Here is a 19,190-nt window from a genome sequence, read left to right as displayed (position 1 = left end):
GCCATGCGCCAACGCACGATTGCCAGCCACTTCGCCCGTGCCGCCTTGGGCGGTGCGCGTCGGCAAGACTTCGACTACTTTCCCTTGCTGCAACAGCTGGGCATCAGCCCCGAGCTTTTGGATGAGCCGCGTGCGCGAATTGCGCCGGAGCAGTTCGCCCGCCTGTTGCAAGCCCTGTGGTTGGGAATGGAGGACGAATACCTGGGATTCGGCCGGGCGGCGAGTAAACCCGGGACGTTTGCCATGATGTGTCACGCGTTGATCCACTGTCGGACCCTGGGCAAGGCCCTTCAGCGCGGCTTGCTGTTCTACAGCCTGTTCCCCGACGCCCCGCGCCTGACGCTGGAAACCGAAGGCGAACGGGTGCGGCTGGTGCTGGACGACTCGACGCTGTGGGACCCCGATCACTTCCTGACTGAAAGCCTGCTGGTGGTCTGGCATCGCCTCGCCAGTTGGCTGATCGGCCAGCGGATCGGCCTGGAACAGGTGACTTTCGGCTACGCCAAGCCCGCCCACGGGGCCGAATACGACTTATTGTTCCCCTACCCGCTGGTGTTCGACACGCCCGGCAGCAGCCTGTTGTTCCACAGCCGCTACCTGGACATGCCGCTGTTGCAGGACGAACGCACCCTCAAGCATTTCCTCGAACACTCCCCCGCCGACCTCTTGTCACGCCCGGACGATGGCCACAGCCTGAGCAGCCAACTGCGCCGCCTGCTCAGCCGTGACACGGCGCGCTGGCCCGACCTGGACACCGTCGCCGCTCATTTGCACATCAGCCCGCAGACCTTGCGCCGGCATCTGCGGGAAGAAGGTACCAGCTTCCAGGAACTCAAGGATCAACTGCGGCGGGATATCGCCATCTACCATCTGGGGCGTGCGGAGCTGTCGTTGCAGCAGATCGCCGAGCAGTTGGGGTTCTCCGAACCGTCGGCGTTTCACCGGGCGTTCAAGAAGTGGACGGGGCTGACGCCGGGGGCTTATCGGGCGATGGAGAACTGACTGTTTTTGTGGTGTGCTGACTGGCCTCATCGCGAGCAAGCTCGCTCCCACAGGGGATTTGTGAGCGCCGAAAATCCAGTGTGGGAGCGAGCTTGCTCGCGATGAGGCCAGCGGCGACCCCAGCAATCCAGTCAAACCACCGGAAAATGAATCCGGAACGCCGCCCCGCCCAGCTCTGAATCCCCCAGGGTCAAGCGGGCGCCGTAGCTTTCGATGATGTCCTTGACCACCGCCAGGCCAATGCCCTGCCCCGGATGCTGGCGGTCCAGCCGTTCGCCCCGTTGGAGGATCCGCGCACGTTGATCCGGCGGCACACCCGGCCCGTCGTCCTCGACATTCAACTCCGTACCGCCGAGGGTCTGGTGCACGCTGACGCGCACCTCGCCCAGGCACAGCCGATAGGCGTTCTCCAGCAGGTTGCCGAGCATTTCCAGCAAGGCGCCCTGCTCGATCGGCACCTGGCAGTGCTCCGGCAGATCGAAACTCACATTGACCCGTTTGTCGCGATAGACCTTGTCCAAGGTGTCGCACAGGCTTTGCAGCACCGGGCGCAAGCGCACCTGATGGCGCACCAGCCCGCTCTTGCGCAGGCTGGCGCGCTGCAACTGGTAGCCGATCTGCTGGCTCATGCGCTCGATCTGGGTTTGCAGCACCCAGGCCTGGCCACGGTCCTCGGGGCGCCGGGCCATGTCTTCGCTGACGCCCTGCAACACCGCCAGCGGGGTTTTCAAGCTGTGGGCCAGGTCATCGAGGGAGTCGCGATAACGGCTGCGCTGCTCCCGTTCGCTGTGGAGCAAGCGGTTGAGGGAACCGGTCAGGCGCAACAGTTCCCGAGGGTGCTCGGTACTGAGGCTTTCCCGGGTCCCACTTTCGATTTCGTCCAGCTCCTGGCTCAGGCGCCGCAACGCCCGCAGGCCCCAGGTCAGGCCGATCCACAACAGCGCCAGCAACACCGCCAGGGCCGCGCCAAAGCCCAGGTAGAGATTGTCCCGCAGTCCCTGCAAGGTCACTTCGTAGTCGCGCACCGGTTGCAGGGTGACGATGCTGAACGCCGCACTCTGGCCGCCGAGCAGCTTGATCTCGACGTCGTAGACAAAAAACTCCTGGCCATTGTTCTCGCGAATGCGGGCGAACTGGTTGCCCTGGCCGTCATAGCGCGGCGTGTAGTTGATGTTTTCTTCCTGGGTAGCCTTCGACCGCCAGACCAACCGCCCCTCACGATCATAGATGTAGCCCAGCAAGCGGGCATCGGCGAGGTTGAAGCGCTCATCGGGCAACTGCGCCGGCATCTTCAAGCGGTTGTTTTCCACCCGGGCGGCGGAAATCAGCGTGGTCACGTCCGAGGCCAGACGTTGCTCGATGGATTCCTGCAACGCCAGGCTGAACGCGCCTTGCATGGCCGGCAACAAGGCCAACATGAACAGCACCGCCAAGGTCATCGCGGCCAGCATCAGCCGCAACCGAAGCGAACGAATCACTGGCAGCGCTCGTTGAACAGGTAACCCAGGCCGCGCACGGTGTCGATCGGCTTGAAGCCGGCCGGGGCCTCCAATTTACGGCGCAGGCGCCCTACCAGCACTTCGATGACATTGGGATCACGCTCGTCGTCATCGGGGTAAAGCTGCTCCATCAAGCGGTCCTTGGCCACCACCTGCTGGTGATGGCGCATCAGGTATTCGAGGATGCGGTATTCGTAGGCCGTCAACGCCAACGGCTCCTCGTCAAGGGACGCCTGCTTGCGGTTGAGGTCCAGCAGCAACGGCCCGGCGACGATGGTCGATTGGGTGAAGCCGCTGGAGCGGCGCAACAAGGCGTTCAAGCGGGCCTCCAACTCTTCGAACTGAAACGGCTTGACCACGTAGTCGTCGGCACCGGCGGCCAGGCCTTCGACCTTGTCCTGCCAGTTGCCGCGGGCGGTCAGGATCAGGATCGGAAACGTCTTGTCCTGGGAACGCAGCCGGCGGATCAGCTCCAGCCCGCTGATACCCGGCAGGCCCAGGTCGATCACCGCCAGGTCGTGGTTGAATTCCCGGACCTGGTACAAGGCCTCTTCGGCATTGGCCACGGCCTGCACCACATGGCCGCTGTCGGTGAGACGGGTTTGCAGGTGGTGACGCAACAGCGCTTCGTCTTCGACGACCAGTAATTTCATGGAGCCTCTCCCCAGGCAAATCAAACAATCGCGCGCGGCGCACCTCAACGAAAGGCGCCGGATCGTCTTCGACCGATCCGGCTGATCTCCTCACCCTCGCCCGCTTAGAACGTGTAGTTGGCGGACAGATAGGTCTGGGCGCTGCTGGTCAGGTCCAGCGAGCCGACCTTGTCGCCACCGTGCGGGCTCATCTCGGTGCTGGCGTTGCTGCGCAGGTAACGGTAACCCAGTTCAACCGAGGTGTTTTGCGAAATTTGTTGCAGCACGCCGCCTTGCAAGCCCACTGCGTAACCAATGTCGCTGTCGCGACTGAAGCCGGGCGAATCCTGGGTCAGCTTGGTCAGGCCCACCGTGCCGCCACCGAACAGTTTGGTGCTGCTGGTGACCGGATAGAACACATCGTAGCTGCCCAGCAGGTTTTCCTGGCGCAACTTGATGCCGTTGTGGCTGCCCGAGACGTTGTCGTAGGTGGCGTAGTAGCGGCCCTGGTCGTTCTGCTTGCCCAGGCGCAGGCCATAGGTGGTGTCCTTGCCGATGATGCCGTCGGCGTTCGGGTTGCTCAGGGCGCTGTCCAAGGCGTTGGATTTCTTCACCTTGTCGCTGGTCTGGCCGAGGGTCAGGCTGGCGAAGTTGTCATCGGCGTGAGCCATGGCACTGGCGCCCAGCACGGTGAAAGCCAACAGCAGTTTTTTCATAGCAGTCATGGTCAAGTTCCTTTGCTGCGTGGATGTTTCGTGAAGTCGCCGTCACCTTAACCAGCGGTCCCTGAACACCCCTTGAACGTTCTCTGAACCTGCGCTGAATGAATCGGCTAATCTGTGCGGACCACTTTTATAAGGAGATCGGTCATGCGCAGGCTGCTTGCTGTTGTACTTCTGGCCATGAGCGGTGTGAGCCACGCCGCCGTCCAGACCCAGGAGATTCCCTACACCAGTGCCGACGGCACCCAGCTGATCGGCTATTACGCTTATGACGACGCCGTCAAAGGCCCGCGTCCGGGCGTGGTGGTGGTTCACGAATGGTGGGGGCTGAACGATTACGCCAAGCGCCGCGCCCGTGACCTGGCGGGCCTGGGCTACAGCGCCCTGGCCATCGACATGTACGGCGACGGCAAGAACACCGAGCACCCCAAGGACGCTATGGCCTTCATGCAGGCAGCGCTCAAGGACGGCAAGGCGGCCAGTGCCCGCTTCCAGGCCGGCCTCGACCTGCTGAAGAAACAGCCCCAGACCGATCCGGACAAACTCGCCGCCATCGGCTACTGCTTCGGCGGCAAGGTGGTGCTCGATGCCGCGCGCCAGGGGGTGCCGCTGGCCGGCGTGGTGAGCTTCCACGGTGCGCTGGTAACCAACACCCCGGCCACGCCGGGCAGCGTCAAGGCCAAGGTGCTGGTCGAGCATGGCGCCCTGGACAGCATGGTTACCCCGGACAACGTCACCGCGTTCAAGAGCGAGATGGACAAGGCCGGGGCCGACTATAAATTCGTCAGCCTGGAAGGTGCCAAGCACGGCTTCAGCAACCCCGACGCCGACCGTTTGAGCCACGGCGAACATGGCGGGCCGGACATCGGCTACAACAAGGAAGCCGATGAGAAGTCGTGGGCGGATATGCAGAAGTTCTTCAAAAATATTTTCTAATACATCCCCCTGTGGCGAGGGGATTGTGGGAGCAAAGCTTGCTCGCGACCCAGGCGACTCGTTTTCTGGAAGACCGCATCGCCTTCATCGCGGGCAAGCCTTGCTCCCACAGCAAGCTCCCTCGCCACAAAAGCCAGCCATACCCACATAAACGCCACGCCACTACCCAGCCTCCCACCAACCCGGCAAAATGCCCGGCATGAAGACACTCCCCACCCTGCCCGCCTGTTGCTCGTCCCTGGATGAGCACTGGCTATTGCCCGACGCGCTGCCCGATACGGTGCTGCTGAGCACCCGCTTCGACCCGTTGTTGCTGGTGGGCACAGACTTTCCCAACAGCGCCATCGAGCCACCGGCGAGCATCCAGCGTTCGGTGGCCAAGCGTCAGGCAGAATTCCTGGCCGGGCGAATCTGCGCCCGGGCGGCGTTGCAGCGCCTCGATGGCCTGGCCTGCGTGCCGGCCATCGGCGAAGACCGCGCCCCGGTGTGGCCGGCTCATATCAGCGGCTCAATCACCCACAGCACGGGCCGGGCAGCAGCCATCGTGGCGAAAAAAGACCACTGGCAAGGCTTGGGCATGGACGTGGAAAACCTGCTCGATCCCGAACGCGCCGAGCGCCTGGCCGGTGAAATCCTCACCTCGCCAGAGTTGCAGCGCATGACCCGGCTAACGCGCGATGACCAGGCCTTACTGGTGACCCTGACCTTTTCAGTGAAGGAAAGCTTGTTCAAGGCGCTGTATCCCATCGTCAGGCAGCGTTTTTATTTCGAGCATGCCGAGGTGCTGGACTGGACACACGACGGGCAGGTGCGGCTGCGCCTGCTGACGGACCTGTCGGCCGAGTGGCGCCATGGCAGTGAGCTGCAGGCGCAGTTTGGGGTGAAGGATGGGCAGTTGTTGAGTTTGGTAGGAATCAAGGCCTGAGAGCTGTGCTGCTTTTCAGGGCCTCATCGCGGGCAAGCCTTGCTCCCACAAGTCAGCGCTCCCTCATTTAAGTGTGGTTTGCTGTGGGAGCAAGGCTTGCCCGCGATGGCGGTCGATCAGGCACCCCACCTATCAAGACCTGTCCTGATGCCTCGGCCAACTCAAGCTGAAACACGCCCCACCCAAACTTTTGCTCTTGCCGATCAGCGCCCGACCATCATGCCAGTGGATGATCCGCCGCACGATCGACAGCCCCAGCCCATGACCGCCCGAAGCGCGGGCACGGCTGTCGTCCAGGCGCAGGAAGGGTTTGAAAATCCGCTCCCACGCCGCTTCCGGCACGCCCGGCCCGTCATCTTCCACGTCCACCCGACAGCGCAACTGGCCCACCTGGTAGCTGACCGTGACCTTGGAATGGGCGTGACGCATGGCGTTGCCCACCAGGTTCTGCAAGGCTCGATGCAGAAAGCGTGGCTCGGCCTCGACCCAGGCGCCATCGCAATCGGCGGCCGACAGGCATAAACCGCGCTCGACCGTGATCCCGGCCCGCAACGGCCCCAGCTCATTGATCACTTGATTGACCAGCGCATCCAGATCCACCCGTTGGAAATTCAAGGCCGGTGAACCCTGTTCCAGGCGCGCGTAGGTGAGCATTTCGTCCACCAGCCGATCCAGGTCTTCGATGTCGTGGTCCATGCCTGCCAGGTATTTGTCCCGGGCCTGGGGCGTGGTGGCGCTGCCGAGCATTTCCAGGCCAAAACGCAGGCGCGCCACCGGGGTGCGCAATTCGTGGGACACCGCGCGCACCAGCTCGCGCTGGATCGCCAACAGTTGCTGCAGGTGCTCGGCCATGCCGTTGAACGCCGCGGCCAGCCGCCCGACCGAGTCGGCGCCTCGGGCCGGCACCCGGGTTTCCAGGCTGCCCTGGGCGATCTGGGTGGCGGCCGACTCCAGGCCTCGCAAGCGCCGCTCCAACTGACGCACCAACAGGTAGACGATCAACCCGATCAGGCTCAACCCCAGCGCCGCGATCAGCACCAGCCATTGCGGCGGATAAGGGTTCATCTGGTACAGCGGGCCGATCTCCAGCACCCACGGCGTACCGACCATGCCGGCGAAGACCCGGATGGAATCGCCGCCCTTGCCCAAGGCCATCACCGTATCGCCCTCGGACACGCGACGGCGCTGGTCTTCGTCCATGTCGGCCTGCTCGGCGGTCATGAGTCGCAGGTCGAAACCAAAGCCTTTTTCCTGCGCCAGCTGCGCCAGCCGCTTGGGCTGCTCGGCTATCGGGTAACGCACCAATTCATCGGCCAACAGGTAAATGGTCGCACGGGCCAGTTGCTCGCTGATCTGCTGGACTTCCCCCACCAACATCAATTGCTCGGCATCATTGACCAGCCGATAGACTTTTGCCGCGTGCGGCCCGGTCTGCTCCACCAACGCCTGGCCGCGCAGCACGCGGGTGCGCTGGCCGAGGTCGAGGTCGGTCTGGGCGAAGGTCTGCAACGCCAGGGGAATGCCCAGCAAACGCTCCCACACCAACAGCGCCCGACGGCGTTCGGTGTCGTTCATTGGCCGCAGGTTGTCGGCCATCAACGAAAACGTGCCGTGGGCCAGGCGCTCGCGGTATTGCTCGCCGCGGGTCTGGTTGAGCAGGTGCAGGGCCAGCACGCCGAGGACCGCCACCAGCACCAGCGCCGCGCACATGCCGCCATAAATACGCAGGAAGATCGAATTCACGGCGCCAGGTCTACGCAAGCTTCGGGAACGAACAGGTAGCCTTTGCTGCGGATGGTCTTGATCAGCCGTGGATGATCCGGGTCGTCGCCGATCTTGGGACGGATGCGCGAAATGCGCACGTCGATGGAGCGATCCTGGCCGTCATAACCAATGCCGCGCAGGGCGGTGAAGATTTCTTCCCGGGACAGGATGCGCCCGGCATTGGACACCAGCAGCCACAGCAGGTCGAATTCGGCGCTGGTCAGCTCGATACCATTGCCCTGCAACCAGGCTTCACGCAGGGCGTCGTCGACCACCAGCGGGCCGAATTGCAGGCGCCGCTGCTTTTGCGCCGTACTCGGTTCCGGTTCGCTGCGTCGCAGCAGGGCCTGGATCCGCGCCAATAGCAAGCGCGGGCGAACCGGCTTGCAGACGTAATCGTCGGCGCCCAGGTCCAGCCCCTGGATCTGATCGGTGTCGTCGGTACGGGCGGTGAGCATCAGGATCGGCCCGTCATAGTGCGCGCGCACCTTGCGGCAGATGCTCAGGCCGTCTTCGCCGGGCAGCATCAGGTCGAGCACCACCAGGTCCGGCTGCTCGGCAATGATCCGCGCCGCCGCCACCGCACCGTCGCCTTCGATGGCGACCCGCAACCCGTTGCTTTCGAGGTATTCCCGGGTCAGCTCGGCCAGACGCTGGTCATCCTCGACGATCAATACCTGCCAGGCTTCTTGTTCCACTGAGGGACCTTTTGGCTGATTAGCTAAATAAGGAAAGGCGTGTCGCCAATATCACTGACAAGGCGCGAACCCTGTGGGAGCGAGCTTGCTCGCGATGGCGGTGTGTCAGGCATCCTTTGTACGGCTGACCCGACGCTATCGCGAGCAAGCTCGCTCCCACAGGTTGAGTCCTGCGCAACTCCCGTCTTTTTGTCATGTTAAAGGAGGATAAACACACCCATGCATGGGCCGATTGTATAAACGTCACCTGCACAGAAAACAAGCGGACAAATGCGTTTCGGCCGGGTGGGTTTTATGTGGTAATGTCCGCGCCCGCAAAAAACCTTCAGGCTGTTTTCGGATCGTCGAAATCGCTGAAAAAAGGTCCACTCCAGCTAGGTCGCGGCCTACAGAGCAGTTCCACGTTTCGCACACAAATTACGCACAGGCTTATCCACAGGTAGTACGTTGCATACCCCCCGAAAACGCATTATCTTGTAGCCCGCCGCGTAAAAAACCCTACATGTAGGGTTTTAGGCCAAAAACCAAACACAAGTCGGGCAGAGAATTCAAGCGCTTTTCTTGCTTCTGTCCAACTGAAACATCGCATTTCCCCAAGCCCAGACCGCCCCTGCGGATGGCAGCTGTTTCAAGGTCGAAAACGACCGAAACGGTACGGGTGTTGCAGTCAATTGCTGCCACCCTGGCAACCCGGTTTCGAGCCTCGCTCGCAACCTGAGAACTTCGGATGGAAGCGGCATTAAACGCCTGCTTCCTACTGTCCCGAAGTTGTTATGCCCGGCGCCAGTCGGTTGTAGTGCTTCAGGACGGAACGGTGGGCACCGTGATGGTGCCCAAACAAACATAGAGAACGTGGAGACACCCATGCACACCGACACAACTCGCGAGAACCCGCAGGGCACCGCGCCGATGGCCGCCGATTCGAGCCCGGATCTGTCCGCCACCGCGCCGGGCCAACTGCGTGTGATCAAGCGTAACGGCACTGTCGTTCCTTACACCGATGACAAGATCACCGTCGCCATCACCAAAGCGTTTCTCGCAGTTGAAGGCGGCACCGCTGCCGCTTCGTCGCGAATCCACGACACCGTGGCCCGCCTGACCGAACAGGTCACCGCGACCTTCAAGCGTCGCATGCCTTCGGGCGGCACCATCCACATCGAAGAAATCCAGGACCAGGTCGAACTGGCCCTGATGCGTGCCGGCGAGCAGAAAGTGGCCCGCGACTACGTGATCTACCGTGACTCCCGCGCCAAGGAACGTGCCACCCGCTCCCCGGCCGACGCACCTGTCCAGGCCCACCCTTCGATCCGCATCGCACGCGCCGACGGCAGCCTGGCGCCGCTGGACATGGGCCGCCTGAACACCATCGTCACCGAAGCCTGCGAAGGCCTGGAAGAAGTCGATGGCGACCTGATCCAGCGCGAAACCCTGAAGAACCTCTACGACGGCGTCGCCCTCAAGGACGTCAACACCGCTCTGGTGATGACCGCCCGGACCCTGGTGGAACGCGAGCCCAACTACTCCTTCGTGACCGCCCGCCTGCTGATGGATACCCTGCGTGCCGAAGGCCTGAGCTTCCTGGAAGTCGCCGAGAGCGCGACCCACCACGAAATGGTCGACCTGTACGCCAAGGCGTTGCCCGCTTATGTCGCCAAGGGTATCGAGTTCGAATTGCTGAACCCGGTCCTGGCCGAATTCGACCTGGAAAAACTCGGCAAGGCGATCAATCACGAGCGCGACCAGCAGTTCACCTACCTGGGCCTGCAAACCCTGTACGACCGTTACTTCATCCACAAGGACGGTATCCGTTTCGAACTGCCGCAGATCTTCTTCATGCGCGTGGCCATGGGCCTGGCAATCGAAGAGAAGCAGCGCGAAGACCGTGCGATCGAGTTCTACAACCTGTTGTCGTCCTTCGACTACATGGCGTCGACCCCGACCCTGTTCAACGCCGGCACCCTGCGTCCGCAGTTGTCGAGCTGCTACCTGACCACCGTTCCGGATGACCTGTCGGGCATCTACGGCGCCATCCACGACAACGCCATGCTGTCGAAATTTGCCGGTGGCCTGGGCAACGACTGGACCCCGGTTCGCGCATTGGGCTCGTACATCAAGGGCACCAACGGCAAATCCCAGGGCGTCGTGCCGTTCCTCAAAGTGGTCAACGACACCGCGGTCGCGGTCAACCAGGGCGGCAAGCGCAAGGGCGCGGTCTGTGCCTACCTGGAAACCTGGCACATGGACATCGAAGAGTTCATCGAGCTGCGCAAGAACACCGGTGATGACCGTCGTCGTACCCACGACATGAACACCGCCAACTGGATCCCCGACCTGTTCATGAAGCGTGTCTTCGATGACGGCAAGTGGACCCTGTTCTCGCCATCCGAAGTGCCGGACCTGCACGACCTGACCGGCAAGGCTTTCGAAGAGCGCTACGAGTACTACGAAGCCCTGACCGAGTACAACAAGATCAAGCTGTTCAAAGTCGTCCAGGCCAAAGACCTGTGGCGCAAGATGCTCTCGATGCTGTTCGAAACCGGCCACCCATGGCTGACCTTCAAGGACCCGTGCAACCTGCGCAGCCCGCAACAGCACGTGGGCGTGGTCCACAGCTCGAACCTGTGCACCGAGATCACCCTGAACACCAACAAGGACGAGATCGCGGTCTGCAACCTGGGCTCGATCAACCTGCCGAACCACATCGTCGACGGCAAGCTGGACTCCGCCAAGCTGCAACGCACCGTGAACACCGCCGTGCGCATGCTCGACAACGTGATCGACATCAACTACTACTCGGTGCCGCAAGCGAAGAACTCCAACTTCAAGCACCGTCCGGTCGGCCTGGGCATCATGGGCTTCCAGGACGCGCTGTACCTGCAGCACATCCCGTACGGTTCCGATGCCGCGGTCGAGTTCGCCGACAAGTCCATGGAAGCGGTCAGCTACTACGCGATCCAGGCTTCCTGCGACCTGGCCGACGAGCGTGGCGCCTACGAGACGTTCCAGGGTTCGCTGTGGTCCCAGGGCATCCTGCCGCTGGACTCGCAACAGATCCTGATCGCCCAGCGTGGCCAGAAGTACATCGACGTCGACCTGAACGAATCCCTGGACTGGGCACCGGTTCGCGCCCGTGTACAGAAAGGCATCCGTAACTCCAACATCATGGCCATCGCACCGACCGCCACCATCGCCAACATCACTGGCGTATCGCAGTCGATCGAACCGACCTACCAGAACCTGTATGTGAAATCGAACCTGTCGGGCGAATTCACCGTGATCAACCCGTACCTGGTTCGCGACCTCAAGGCCCGCGGCCTGTGGGACTCGGTCATGATCAACGACCTGAAGTACTACGACGGTTCGGTGCAGCAGATCGAACGCATCCCGCAAGAGCTCAAAGAACTCTACGCAACGGCCTTCGAAGTGGACACCAAGTGGATCGTCGACGCCGCCAGCCGTCGCCAGAAGTGGATCGACCAGGCTCAGTCGCTGAACCTGTACATCGCCGGCGCTTCGGGCAAGAAGCTGGACGTGACCTACCGCATGGCCTGGTACCGTGGCCTGAAAACCACTTACTACCTCCGTGCCCTGGCCGCCACCAGCACCGAGAAGTCGACCATCAACACCGGCAAGCTGAACGCGGTTTCCAGCGGCGGCAACCACGGTGACGACTCGGTCCTGGCAGCTCCAGCCGGTCCCGCGCCAGTGCCAAAGGCCTGCGCGATCGACGAGCCGGATTGCGAAGCTTGCCAATAAGCTGAGCGAGTGGGCGTTGCAAGGCGCCTGCTAAAAGAAACCCCCGATAGACCGCTGGTTTATCGGGGGTTTTCTTTTGCCTGGAGAACAGTCGGCGCCTATGACGGCCTCGTCGCGAGCAAGCTCGCTCCCACAATTGGACGCATTCCAATGTGGGAGCGAGCTTGCTCGCGATGAGGCCAGTCCAGGCACCACAAAAATAGCCGCCTACAAAAAAGCCCCTCTTGCGAGGGGCTCCTTGTGCAGCCTTTAAGCAACCATCGATATCAAGCCATCTGAATAATGGTCTGCATGATGGTGCTCTGGGTGGAGATGGTCTTGGCGTTCGCCTGGTAGTTGCTCTGGGCCTTGATCAGCTCGACCAGTTCGTTGGTCAGGTTGACGTTTGACTCTTCCAGGGAGTTGGAGACGATCGAACCGAGGGTGCCGGTTTGTGGAGCATCGTAGCCTGGGATACCCGAGGCGAAGGTTTCCTTCCAGCTGGTGCCGCCTACTGGCTGCAGGCCTTGCTCGTTGGTAAAGCTGGCGAGGGCGAGCTGGCCGATCGGCTTGGTCTGGTTGTTGCTGAAGTTGGCCAGCAAGACGCCGCTGCCGTCGATGGTCAGGTTGGTGATCTGGCCAGTGGCGTAGCCGTTCTGGGCCGGAATCGAGCGGGCGGTGTCGGCGTTGAATTGGGTCGTGTTGGCCATGGAAATCGTAATAGTCGACGAGCCCGCGCCATTAGCGGTCCATGTACCATTGGTCACAGTGCCTGGGACCCAGCCAACCAGGTTCAGATCATTGCTGATGGTTGGCGGGGGTGTCGGAACAGTCGGTGGAACGGTCGGCGGAACCGGGGTGCTGACTTGGGTTAGCCTGCCGTTCGAGTCGAATGTCATCGTCGAAGGAACTGGAGCGTTCGGAGCAACCGGCGCGCTGCCATTGAGGTTACGACCATCAATCAAGGTATAGACGTTCCAAGTATTGCCGGCAGTCTTGACCATGTACTGGTCCATGGAGTGCTGGTTGCCCTGGGTGTCATAGACCGGAGTAGTGAACTGCTTGGTGAACGTGGCCGTGTCGGCCGGATTGAACGCCACAGTGATCGGCGTCGCCGTCGAGTTCAGGTTGATGGTCGACGAAACCAGACTGGTGGCTTGCGGCGGCAGGTTCGAGGTGTCGATGCGCAGGTCGGTCAGGATACCGTTCTGGATCTTGCCGTTGGCATCCACGCCATAGCCTTGCAGGCGGGCCGTGCCATCACTGTTGGTGATGAAGCCTTCCTTGTCGGTCTTGAAGGTACCGGCACGGGTGTAGCTCAGGGAGCCGTCGTTGCTCAGGACAAAGAAGCCCTGGCCCTGGATGCCCATGTCCAGCACGTTGCCGGTGTTGTTCACGTCACCCTGGCCGAACTGCTGGGAAACGTTGGCCAGGCGCACGCCGTTGCCGACGGTCTTGCTGCCCGAGCCCAGCTTGGTAGCCGAATAGACGTCTTCGAATTCCGCGCGGGACGATTTGAAACCGGTGGTCGCCACGTTGGCGATGTTGTTGCCGGTCACGTCCAGCTGTTTGTTGGCTGCATAGAGACCGCTAAGGCCGATGTTAAAAGACATGTTGACTCCTTTTGCCGGTTAGTCGGCTCTACATACCAATAGTTTGTACTTTGGACAGGGCAATGCTGCCCAGCCCGGCCAGGTTGAGCATCAGCTCACCGCCCGTCTGGCTGATCGTCACGCTGCTGACCGTGGCCGGCAGGTTAGTGATCAGCGACGTGGCCTTGCCGTCGATGGTGGTCGAAGCGGCGAAGGTGTAGGTGCCCGATTCAACGACCGCGCCCGCGTCGCTCTTGCCATCCCAGATGAAGGCGGAGTTGCCGGCCTTCTGGCTGCCCAGGTCGATGGTGCGAACGGTCTTGCCGTCCTTGTCCACGATCTTGACGGCAACAGAGGACACCGATGTCGGCACCACCACCGTGCCGTTGAGGCTCTTGGAGGTATCGACCACAGCCTTGTCACCTGGGGCAATGACCGAGCGACCCACCAGTGACGAGGCCTGCAAGGCCTGGGACGAGTTGTAGTTGCCGGCAATGCCGCTCACCGTCTGGTTGAGGGTGGTGATGCCTTCCAGGCTGCTGAACTGCGCCAACTGGGCAACGAACTCGCCGTTATCCTGTGGCTCCAGCGGGTTCTGGTTTTTCAGCTGGGTCACGAGCAACTGCAGGAACGCATCCTTGCCCAACTCCTTCTTGCCGGTCGCCATGCCCGTCACCGTACCCAGGGTATCGGTGGTGGTGTTGGTCTTGACCGAGGAGTTGGCCAGAATCTCGTTGAGACTCAAACCGCTGGTAGTGTTGGTAACGCTCATGTGACTCGCCCCTTATCACTGACCGAGGGTCAGGACCTTCTGCATCATGGCTTTGGCGGTGTTCATCATTTCGGCGTTGGTCTGGAACGAACGACTGGCGGAAATCATGTCGGCCATTTCTTCGACGACGTTGACGTTCGGGTAGTAGACATAACCCTTGGCGTCCGCGGCCGGATGGTTTGGCTCATAACGTGCTTCAAGGTTGCTCTGGTCTTCGACCACGCCAAGCACCTGTACGCCCTGCCCGGCCGCTTCCTGGTCCTGGAACAGCGAGTCGCTGCCGCCGGACTGGCCGCCCTGGAACATGGTGGCGAATACCGGGTGGCGGGCGCGGTAGGTCTGGTCGATGCTCGACGAAACGGTCTCGGCGTTGGCGATGTTACTGGCGACGGTGTTCAGGCGAGTGGTCTGGGCACTCATGGCACTGCCGGCGATGTTGAATACGCTCGCAATCGACATGGCTTACTCTCCGCGCAGGGCCGATACCAGCCCTTTGAATTTGCTGTTGAGCAGGGTGAAGCTGGCCTGGAAGTTCACGGAGTTTTCCGCGTAGTTGGACTGTTCCAGTTGAGCGTCCACGGTGTTCTGGTCGATCGAAGGCTGCATCGGCGTGCGATACATCAGCGACTCATCGCCATTGCCCAAGCCTTCGGCTTCGATATGACGACTGTTGGTCATGTTCAAGGCGAAATGGCCGTTCTTGGCTTTCTCGTTCTGCTCGGCGAGCACTTTGGAGAAGTCCAGATCCCGAGCCTTGTAGTTCGGGGTATCGGCGTTGGCGATGTTGTTGGCCAGGACTTCGGCACGTTGGGCGCGGAAGCCCAGGGCCTTTTCGTGGATACCGAGCGCTTTATCGAAGCTGATGCTCATGTCGGAAACCTTTGGGTGACCAGAATGTACGTACGACGGCTAAAGCAAGCGTCGTGCCACTTTCAAAAACCCCATAAACCGGGGCTTTGCGGGCACCGGCAAGGCGGCAATGCCAGAAAAGCGGCAATCGGTTTCCGCCGGCTGCCGCTTTTCTGCCGCTTCTCAAGGGCAATGACACTCAAACTGTGGGAGCGGGCTTGCTCGCGAATGCAGTGTGACAGTGACATTTATTTCGACTGACACACCGCCTTCGCGAGCAAGCCCGCTCCCACAGGGATAGTGGAGGGGAGGAAATTAGCGGGCATAAAAAACGGGAGCCCCGTGGGACTCCCGCTTTTTTTGACAACCCAAGCCAATCACTTCGCCTGGTAGATGATCCCCGGGCTGCACTGGACCATCTGGTAATGATCCGGCAAACCGTTCAACGCCTCGGAGGCGCCGAGGAACAGGTAGCCGCCCGGCTTGAGCGTGCCGTGGATGCGCAGCAGGATGTCCTTCTTCACTTCGGCGGAGAAGTAGATCAGCACGTTACGGCAAAACACGATGTCGAACTTGCCCAGGCTGGCGTAGCTGTCCAGCAGGTTGAACGAGCGGAACTCCACCCGGCTCTTGATCGGCGCCTTGACCACCCATTTGCCCGGCCCTTTGGGGTCGAAGTAGCGTTGCAGGCGGTCCGGCGACAAGCCACGGCCGATGGCCAGGCTGTCGTACTCGCCGGTCTTGCAGTTATTGAGCATGGTCCCGGACAGGTCGGTGGCGACGATCTGCACGCCGCCTTTCAACTGGCCGAGGTTGGAGCGTTCGAACTCATCGATGGACATCGACAGCGAATAGGGTTCCTGCCCCGACGAACAGGCCGCCGACCAGATCCGTAGGCGCTGGCCCGGGCTGGCCTTGATGGCGGCCGGCAGCACTTTGTTCTTCAGCACCTCGAACGGATAGGTGTCACGAAACCATAGGGTTTCGTTGGTAGTCATGGCATCCACCACCATCTCGCGCAAGCCACTGCGCGGCTGGGTCTGGATACGCTGCACCAGCTCGCCCAATGACTTGAGGCCCTGTTGCTCCATCAACTTATTGAGACGGCTCGACACCAGGTATTGCTTGTTTTCACCAAGCAAGATGCCACAGGCTTTTTCCAGGAAGACCCGGAACTGTTCGAAATCCAAATTACCCGTAGACAAGATACCGCCTCTTTCATCGTGTTGACTTGCCGGGCGCACAACGCGCCCGACCTTCTACTTTATTCTGCTGCTTTGATCCGTTCGACGACCCGGGACGCCAGGTCATCGGGGCGGAATTTTGCCAGAAAATCGTCGGCACCGACCTTCTTGACCATCGCCTGGTTGAAAACACCAGACAACGAAGTATGCAAGATGATGTGCAGCTTTTGCATGCGCGGATCGCTGCGGATTTCCGAGGTCAGGGTGTAGCCGTCCATTTCCGGCATCTCAATGTCGGAGATCATCATCAGGAATTCTTCCTCAGGCTTCTTGCCCTCGTCGACCAGCTTGCGCAGGTAATCCAGCGCCTGTCGCCCGTCGTTCAACGCCACCACCTCGACGCCGACCGTTTGCAGGCAACGGGTCACCTGCTTGCGGGCCACCGAAGAATCATCGACGGTCAACACTCGCAGCGAAATCGCCTTGTGCTGGGTCTCGGCATCCACCACCCCCACGGAAATCGCTTCCGGCGTGGGCGCCACTTCGGCGAGGATTTTCTCCACGTCGATGATTTCCACCAACTGGTTATCGACCCGGGTCACCGCCGTCAGGTAGTGATCGCGGCCGGTGCCCTTGGGCGGTGGATGGATCTCTTCCCAGTTCATGTTGACGATGCGCTCCACCGAGCGCACCAGGAACCCCTGGGTCTTGGTGTTGTACTCGGTGATGATCACAAACGGATTGCTCTGGTCCAGCAACCGACCGGAGCCGGTCGCCATCGCCAGGTCGAGAATCGGAATGGTCGCACCGCGGATATTGGCCACACCGCACACGACGGGGCTGGACTTGGGCATCAGGGTCAGCTTGGGGCATTGCAGCACCTCGCGAACCTTGAATACGTTGATCCCGTACATTTGTTGGCCGTCGAGACGGAACAACAACAGCTCCAGGCGATTCTGACCGACCAGCTGAGTGCGCTGGTTTACCGAATCCATTACTCCCGCCATGCCCTGACTCCTACCTAACGCTAATGTGTCCGACGCGCATTCATCACTAAACGGCACGGGGCTTGCTATTGAACCGGCATGAACGCACAAACGACATTTTCTCGACGCCTGACCACTCACTGCCGCCACTGGCTCGGTGCACTGCTGGCTGCCTGCCTGTTCACTTCGGGCAGTCCTGCCCTTGCGGCGGCTCCGGTTACCTTGCCTGATCTCCTTATCGGCGTCACTCAGGGCTTTCTTGAATTCACCGTAGAAGACTATCTGGCAAGCAGTCAAACCGAAGGTCGTTACGAAATCGAAGTCAACCAGCTCGACCCGCGCTTGCGCATGCCCATGTGTGACAAGGAATTGACTGCGTCGCTGGAGAGCCCGGCCCGCCCCCTGGGCCGCGTCACGGTGAAGGTTCGTTGTGACAGTGCCGCGCCCTGGACGGTGTTCGTGCCCGCTCAAGTGCGCCTGTTCCGGGAAATCGTCACCACCACCCGTCCACTCAAGCGGGCCGGGATCGTCGAGCCCCAGGACGTGATGTTGCGCGAACGGGACATCAGCCAGATCACCCAGGGTTTCCTGACCTCTGTCGATCAAGCCATCGGGCAGAAACTTGTCCGACCAATGGTCGCCGATCAGGTCGTGACGCTGGTGCACCTGGAACAGGCCGAGGTGGTCCGCAAGGGTGACCAGGTGGTCATCACCGCCCGTAGCGGCTCTCTTGCCGTGCGGATGCCCGGCGAGGCCCTGTCCAACGGCGGCATGCGTGAGCAGATACGGGTAAAAAACCTTAATTCCCAGCGCGTCATCAAGGCGCAAGTGATGGCTCCAGGCCAAGTGGAAGTGGCGATGTAATGACCCGATAGAGGAGGTAGAAAGCTGGCGCTTGATCCCGGTGTTCCCTAGACTGTGCCTTACGCAAAGGCAAGCGCAGACGTGCGCACGTTCATTGAACAAATGAGCCTAAAGTTTTTTTGGGGATGGCCGAAAACATGGCAAGCGTCCAAATACCCTGAGGTTTTTTACCATGGTCATCGATTTCAATCGTTTAAACAGCTCTTCACCGCTGACAGGCACTACGCGTACCAGCGCCACCAAGGAAACCGTCGAAACCGACAAATCCGCGCCGCTGTCCACGCCTGCCGAAAAGGTCAGCAACGGGGAGTCGGTACACCTCAGCAATGAGGCTCAGCAGTTGCAGAAGGTCACTGACAAGCTGCGCGATCAACCTGTCGTCGACAACGCCCGCGTGGCCGAGTTGAAAGCAGCCATCGCCGATGGCAGCTACAAAGTCGACAGCAACCGCGTAGCCAGCAAACTGCTCAACTTCGAAGCCCAGCGCTAGGCCGCCGCCTGCGCGAGGCTTTTGGACGCTAAGACCCAAGGCCAGCCATGCACGACACTCATTTATTGCAACTGATCATCGACGACTTCGTTCCAGCGCAACAATTGCTGGAGCTATTGCAGGCCGAATCCGTGGCCCTGCACGGTCGTGACATGCCTTTGCTGGAAAATATCCTGGCGCAAAAACAGGCACTGATCATCTTGCTCGACCAGCATGGCCGCAAGCGCAGCGAGATCCTCGCCAGCCTCAACCTGCCCGCCAGTCATGACGGCCTTGAGCAGTTGGCTGCCCAGTCGACCCTCGGCGACCAGTTGCGGTCCCAGAGCAAAGTACTCAACGACCTGCTCGCCCAATGCCAGGCGACCAACGCCCGCAACGGCCAGTCGATCCTGATGCAGCAGGCCGCCACCGCCAACCAGTTGCGTATTCTCAACGGTGGCGAGATCCCGACGCTGTATGACGCTAGCGGTTCGACGGCCCGAATGGTCAAGCACCGCCCGCTCAGCCAGGCATGAAACGAACAATGCCTTCGCTCTATCA

General features: G+C 61.1%; 18 protein-coding genes. 7 read left to right on the top strand and 11 right to left on the bottom strand.

Features of this window, described 5'->3' with window-relative positions; all coding sequences use genetic code 11:
- The first annotated feature begins 3 nt into the window (after nucleotides 1-3).
- Nucleotides 4-1,002: an AraC family transcriptional regulator gene (locus tag AB4N80_RS12720; protein ID WP_460082271.1), complete on the top strand. Its 999-nt coding sequence runs from the start codon at nucleotides 4-6 to the stop codon at nucleotides 1,000-1,002.
- A 131-nt stretch (nucleotides 1,003-1,133) separates the two neighbouring features.
- Here AB4N80_RS12720 and AB4N80_RS12715 read toward each other — a convergent pair whose 3' ends face one another.
- From AB4N80_RS12715 to AB4N80_RS12705, 3 genes are all read right to left on the bottom strand, one after another.
- Entirely contained in the window at nucleotides 1,134-2,480 is a 1,347-nt protein-coding gene (locus AB4N80_RS12715) for an ATP-binding protein (protein ID WP_122569249.1), read from the bottom strand.
- Complete coding sequence (locus tag AB4N80_RS12710; RefSeq protein WP_014339772.1) at nucleotides 2,477-3,154, bottom strand: response regulator; 678 nt, start codon at nucleotides 3,152-3,154, stop codon at nucleotides 2,477-2,479. The genes AB4N80_RS12715 and AB4N80_RS12710 overlap by 4 nt, the downstream gene beginning before the upstream one ends.
- 104 nt (nucleotides 3,155-3,258) lie before the next feature.
- On the bottom strand, nucleotides 3,259-3,858 hold the full coding sequence (locus AB4N80_RS12705) for an outer membrane beta-barrel protein (protein WP_122569250.1): 600 nt from the start codon (nucleotides 3,856-3,858) through the stop codon (nucleotides 3,259-3,261).
- 144 nt (nucleotides 3,859-4,002) lie between these two features.
- Between AB4N80_RS12705 and AB4N80_RS12700 the strand changes: the two genes are divergently transcribed.
- Together AB4N80_RS12700 and AB4N80_RS12695 are read left to right on the top strand one after the other, a co-directional pair.
- Nucleotides 4,003-4,791 (top strand): dienelactone hydrolase family protein, encoded by a 789-nt coding sequence (locus AB4N80_RS12700; protein WP_305468117.1) that lies wholly within the window; start codon nucleotides 4,003-4,005, stop codon nucleotides 4,789-4,791.
- Nucleotides 4,792-4,990: 199 nt separating this feature from the next.
- Complete coding sequence (locus tag AB4N80_RS12695; RefSeq protein ID WP_460082266.1) at nucleotides 4,991-5,716, top strand: 4'-phosphopantetheinyl transferase family protein; 726 nt, start codon at nucleotides 4,991-4,993, stop codon at nucleotides 5,714-5,716.
- Nucleotides 5,717-5,848: 132 nt separating this feature from the next.
- On the opposite strand, the gene AB4N80_RS12690 is transcribed toward AB4N80_RS12695, so the two are convergent.
- Together AB4N80_RS12690 and AB4N80_RS12685 are read right to left on the bottom strand one after the other, a co-directional pair.
- Nucleotides 5,849-7,459, bottom strand: coding sequence for an ATP-binding protein (locus tag AB4N80_RS12690; protein WP_460082263.1), 1,611 nt, complete (start codon nucleotides 7,457-7,459; stop codon nucleotides 5,849-5,851).
- On the bottom strand, nucleotides 7,456-8,178 hold the full coding sequence (locus tag AB4N80_RS12685; protein WP_460082260.1) for a response regulator: 723 nt from the start codon (nucleotides 8,176-8,178) through the stop codon (nucleotides 7,456-7,458). Before AB4N80_RS12685 ends, AB4N80_RS12690 begins: the two co-directional genes overlap by 4 nt.
- Nucleotides 8,179-9,042: 864 nt before the next feature.
- Between AB4N80_RS12685 and AB4N80_RS12680 the strand changes: the two genes are divergently transcribed.
- Nucleotides 9,043-11,934, top strand: a complete 2,892-nt coding sequence (locus AB4N80_RS12680) for a ribonucleoside-diphosphate reductase subunit alpha (protein ID WP_460082257.1) — start codon at nucleotides 9,043-9,045, stop codon at nucleotides 11,932-11,934.
- A 266-nt stretch (nucleotides 11,935-12,200) separates the two neighbouring features.
- Here the strand turns inward: AB4N80_RS12680 and flgE are convergent, their stop codons facing one another.
- The 6 genes from flgE to AB4N80_RS12650 form a co-directional block, all read right to left on the bottom strand.
- Nucleotides 12,201-13,526, bottom strand: coding sequence for a flagellar hook protein FlgE (gene flgE, locus AB4N80_RS12675; protein WP_122569257.1), 1,326 nt, complete (start codon nucleotides 13,524-13,526; stop codon nucleotides 12,201-12,203).
- Between the two features lie 28 nt (nucleotides 13,527-13,554).
- The gene (flgD, locus tag AB4N80_RS12670) at nucleotides 13,555-14,277 is read right to left on the bottom strand and encodes a flagellar hook assembly protein FlgD (protein ID WP_460082253.1); all 723 of its coding nucleotides are present in this window, start codon (nucleotides 14,275-14,277) and stop codon (nucleotides 13,555-13,557) included.
- A gap of 15 nt (nucleotides 14,278-14,292) precedes the next feature.
- Complete coding sequence (gene flgC / locus AB4N80_RS12665) at nucleotides 14,293-14,736, bottom strand: flagellar basal body rod protein FlgC (RefSeq protein WP_060741038.1); 444 nt, start codon at nucleotides 14,734-14,736, stop codon at nucleotides 14,293-14,295.
- Between the two features lie 3 nt (nucleotides 14,737-14,739).
- Complete coding sequence (gene flgB / locus AB4N80_RS12660; RefSeq protein WP_122569259.1) at nucleotides 14,740-15,147, bottom strand: flagellar basal body rod protein FlgB; 408 nt, start codon at nucleotides 15,145-15,147, stop codon at nucleotides 14,740-14,742.
- 356 nt (nucleotides 15,148-15,503) lie between these two features.
- Nucleotides 15,504-16,331, bottom strand: a complete 828-nt coding sequence (cheR, locus tag AB4N80_RS12655; protein WP_063324730.1) for a protein-glutamate O-methyltransferase CheR — start codon at nucleotides 16,329-16,331, stop codon at nucleotides 15,504-15,506.
- Nucleotides 16,332-16,390: 59 nt separating this feature from the next.
- Complete coding sequence (locus tag AB4N80_RS12650) at nucleotides 16,391-17,317, bottom strand: chemotaxis protein CheV (RefSeq protein WP_003204737.1); 927 nt, start codon at nucleotides 17,315-17,317, stop codon at nucleotides 16,391-16,393.
- 78 nt (nucleotides 17,318-17,395) lie between these two features.
- Here AB4N80_RS12650 and flgA point away from each other — a divergent pair, with 78 nt between their 5' ends.
- The 3 genes from flgA (at nucleotide 17,396) to AB4N80_RS12635 (ending at nucleotide 19,165) form a co-directional block, all read left to right on the top strand.
- Nucleotides 17,396-18,160 (top strand): flagellar basal body P-ring formation chaperone FlgA, encoded by a 765-nt coding sequence (gene flgA / locus AB4N80_RS12645; protein ID WP_122569260.1) that lies wholly within the window; start codon nucleotides 17,396-17,398, stop codon nucleotides 18,158-18,160.
- 172 nt (nucleotides 18,161-18,332) lie between these two features.
- Entirely contained in the window at nucleotides 18,333-18,650 is a 318-nt protein-coding gene (gene flgM / locus AB4N80_RS12640) for a flagellar biosynthesis anti-sigma factor FlgM (RefSeq protein ID WP_122569261.1), read from the top strand.
- A gap of 47 nt (nucleotides 18,651-18,697) precedes the next feature.
- Complete coding sequence (locus tag AB4N80_RS12635; RefSeq protein ID WP_305490967.1) at nucleotides 18,698-19,165, top strand: flagella synthesis protein FlgN; 468 nt, start codon at nucleotides 18,698-18,700, stop codon at nucleotides 19,163-19,165.
- Nucleotides 19,166-19,190: the final 25 nt, after the last annotated feature.

The organism is Pseudomonas sp. H3_A02 (assembly GCF_054671965.1).
Note: the sequence above shows the minus strand (reverse complement) of the source record. Positions and strands in the feature narration are given on the sequence as shown.

Excerpts from the sequence above, each read along its gene's own strand:
- AB4N80_RS12720 (WP_460082271.1), top strand. The coding sequence starts at position 4 with ATGCGCCAACGCACGATTGCCAGCCACTTCGCCCGTGCCGCCTTGGGC.
- AB4N80_RS12710 (WP_014339772.1), bottom strand. The coding sequence starts at position 3,154 with ATGAAATTACTGGTCGTCGAAGACGAAGCGCTGTTGCGTCACCACCTG.
- AB4N80_RS12705 (WP_122569250.1), bottom strand. The coding sequence starts at position 3,858 with ATGACTGCTATGAAAAAACTGCTGTTGGCTTTCACCGTGCTGGGCGCC.
- AB4N80_RS12700 (WP_305468117.1), top strand. The coding sequence starts at position 4,003 with ATGCGCAGGCTGCTTGCTGTTGTACTTCTGGCCATGAGCGGTGTGAGC.
- AB4N80_RS12695 (WP_460082266.1), top strand. The coding sequence starts at position 4,991 with ATGAAGACACTCCCCACCCTGCCCGCCTGTTGCTCGTCCCTGGATGAG.
- AB4N80_RS12680 (WP_460082257.1), top strand. The coding sequence starts at position 9,043 with ATGCACACCGACACAACTCGCGAGAACCCGCAGGGCACCGCGCCGATG.
- flgE (WP_122569257.1), bottom strand. The coding sequence starts at position 13,526 with ATGTCTTTTAACATCGGCCTTAGCGGTCTCTATGCAGCCAACAAACAG.
- flgD (WP_460082253.1), bottom strand. The coding sequence starts at position 14,277 with ATGAGCGTTACCAACACTACCAGCGGTTTGAGTCTCAACGAGATTCTG.
- flgC (WP_060741038.1), bottom strand. The coding sequence starts at position 14,736 with ATGTCGATTGCGAGCGTATTCAACATCGCCGGCAGTGCCATGAGTGCC.
- flgB (WP_122569259.1), bottom strand. The coding sequence starts at position 15,147 with ATGAGCATCAGCTTCGATAAAGCGCTCGGTATCCACGAAAAGGCCCTG.
- AB4N80_RS12650 (WP_003204737.1), bottom strand. The coding sequence starts at position 17,317 with ATGGCGGGAGTAATGGATTCGGTAAACCAGCGCACTCAGCTGGTCGGT.
- flgA (WP_122569260.1), top strand. The coding sequence starts at position 17,396 with ATGAACGCACAAACGACATTTTCTCGACGCCTGACCACTCACTGCCGC.
- flgM (WP_122569261.1), top strand. The coding sequence starts at position 18,333 with ATGGTCATCGATTTCAATCGTTTAAACAGCTCTTCACCGCTGACAGGC.
- AB4N80_RS12635 (WP_305490967.1), top strand. The coding sequence starts at position 18,698 with ATGCACGACACTCATTTATTGCAACTGATCATCGACGACTTCGTTCCA.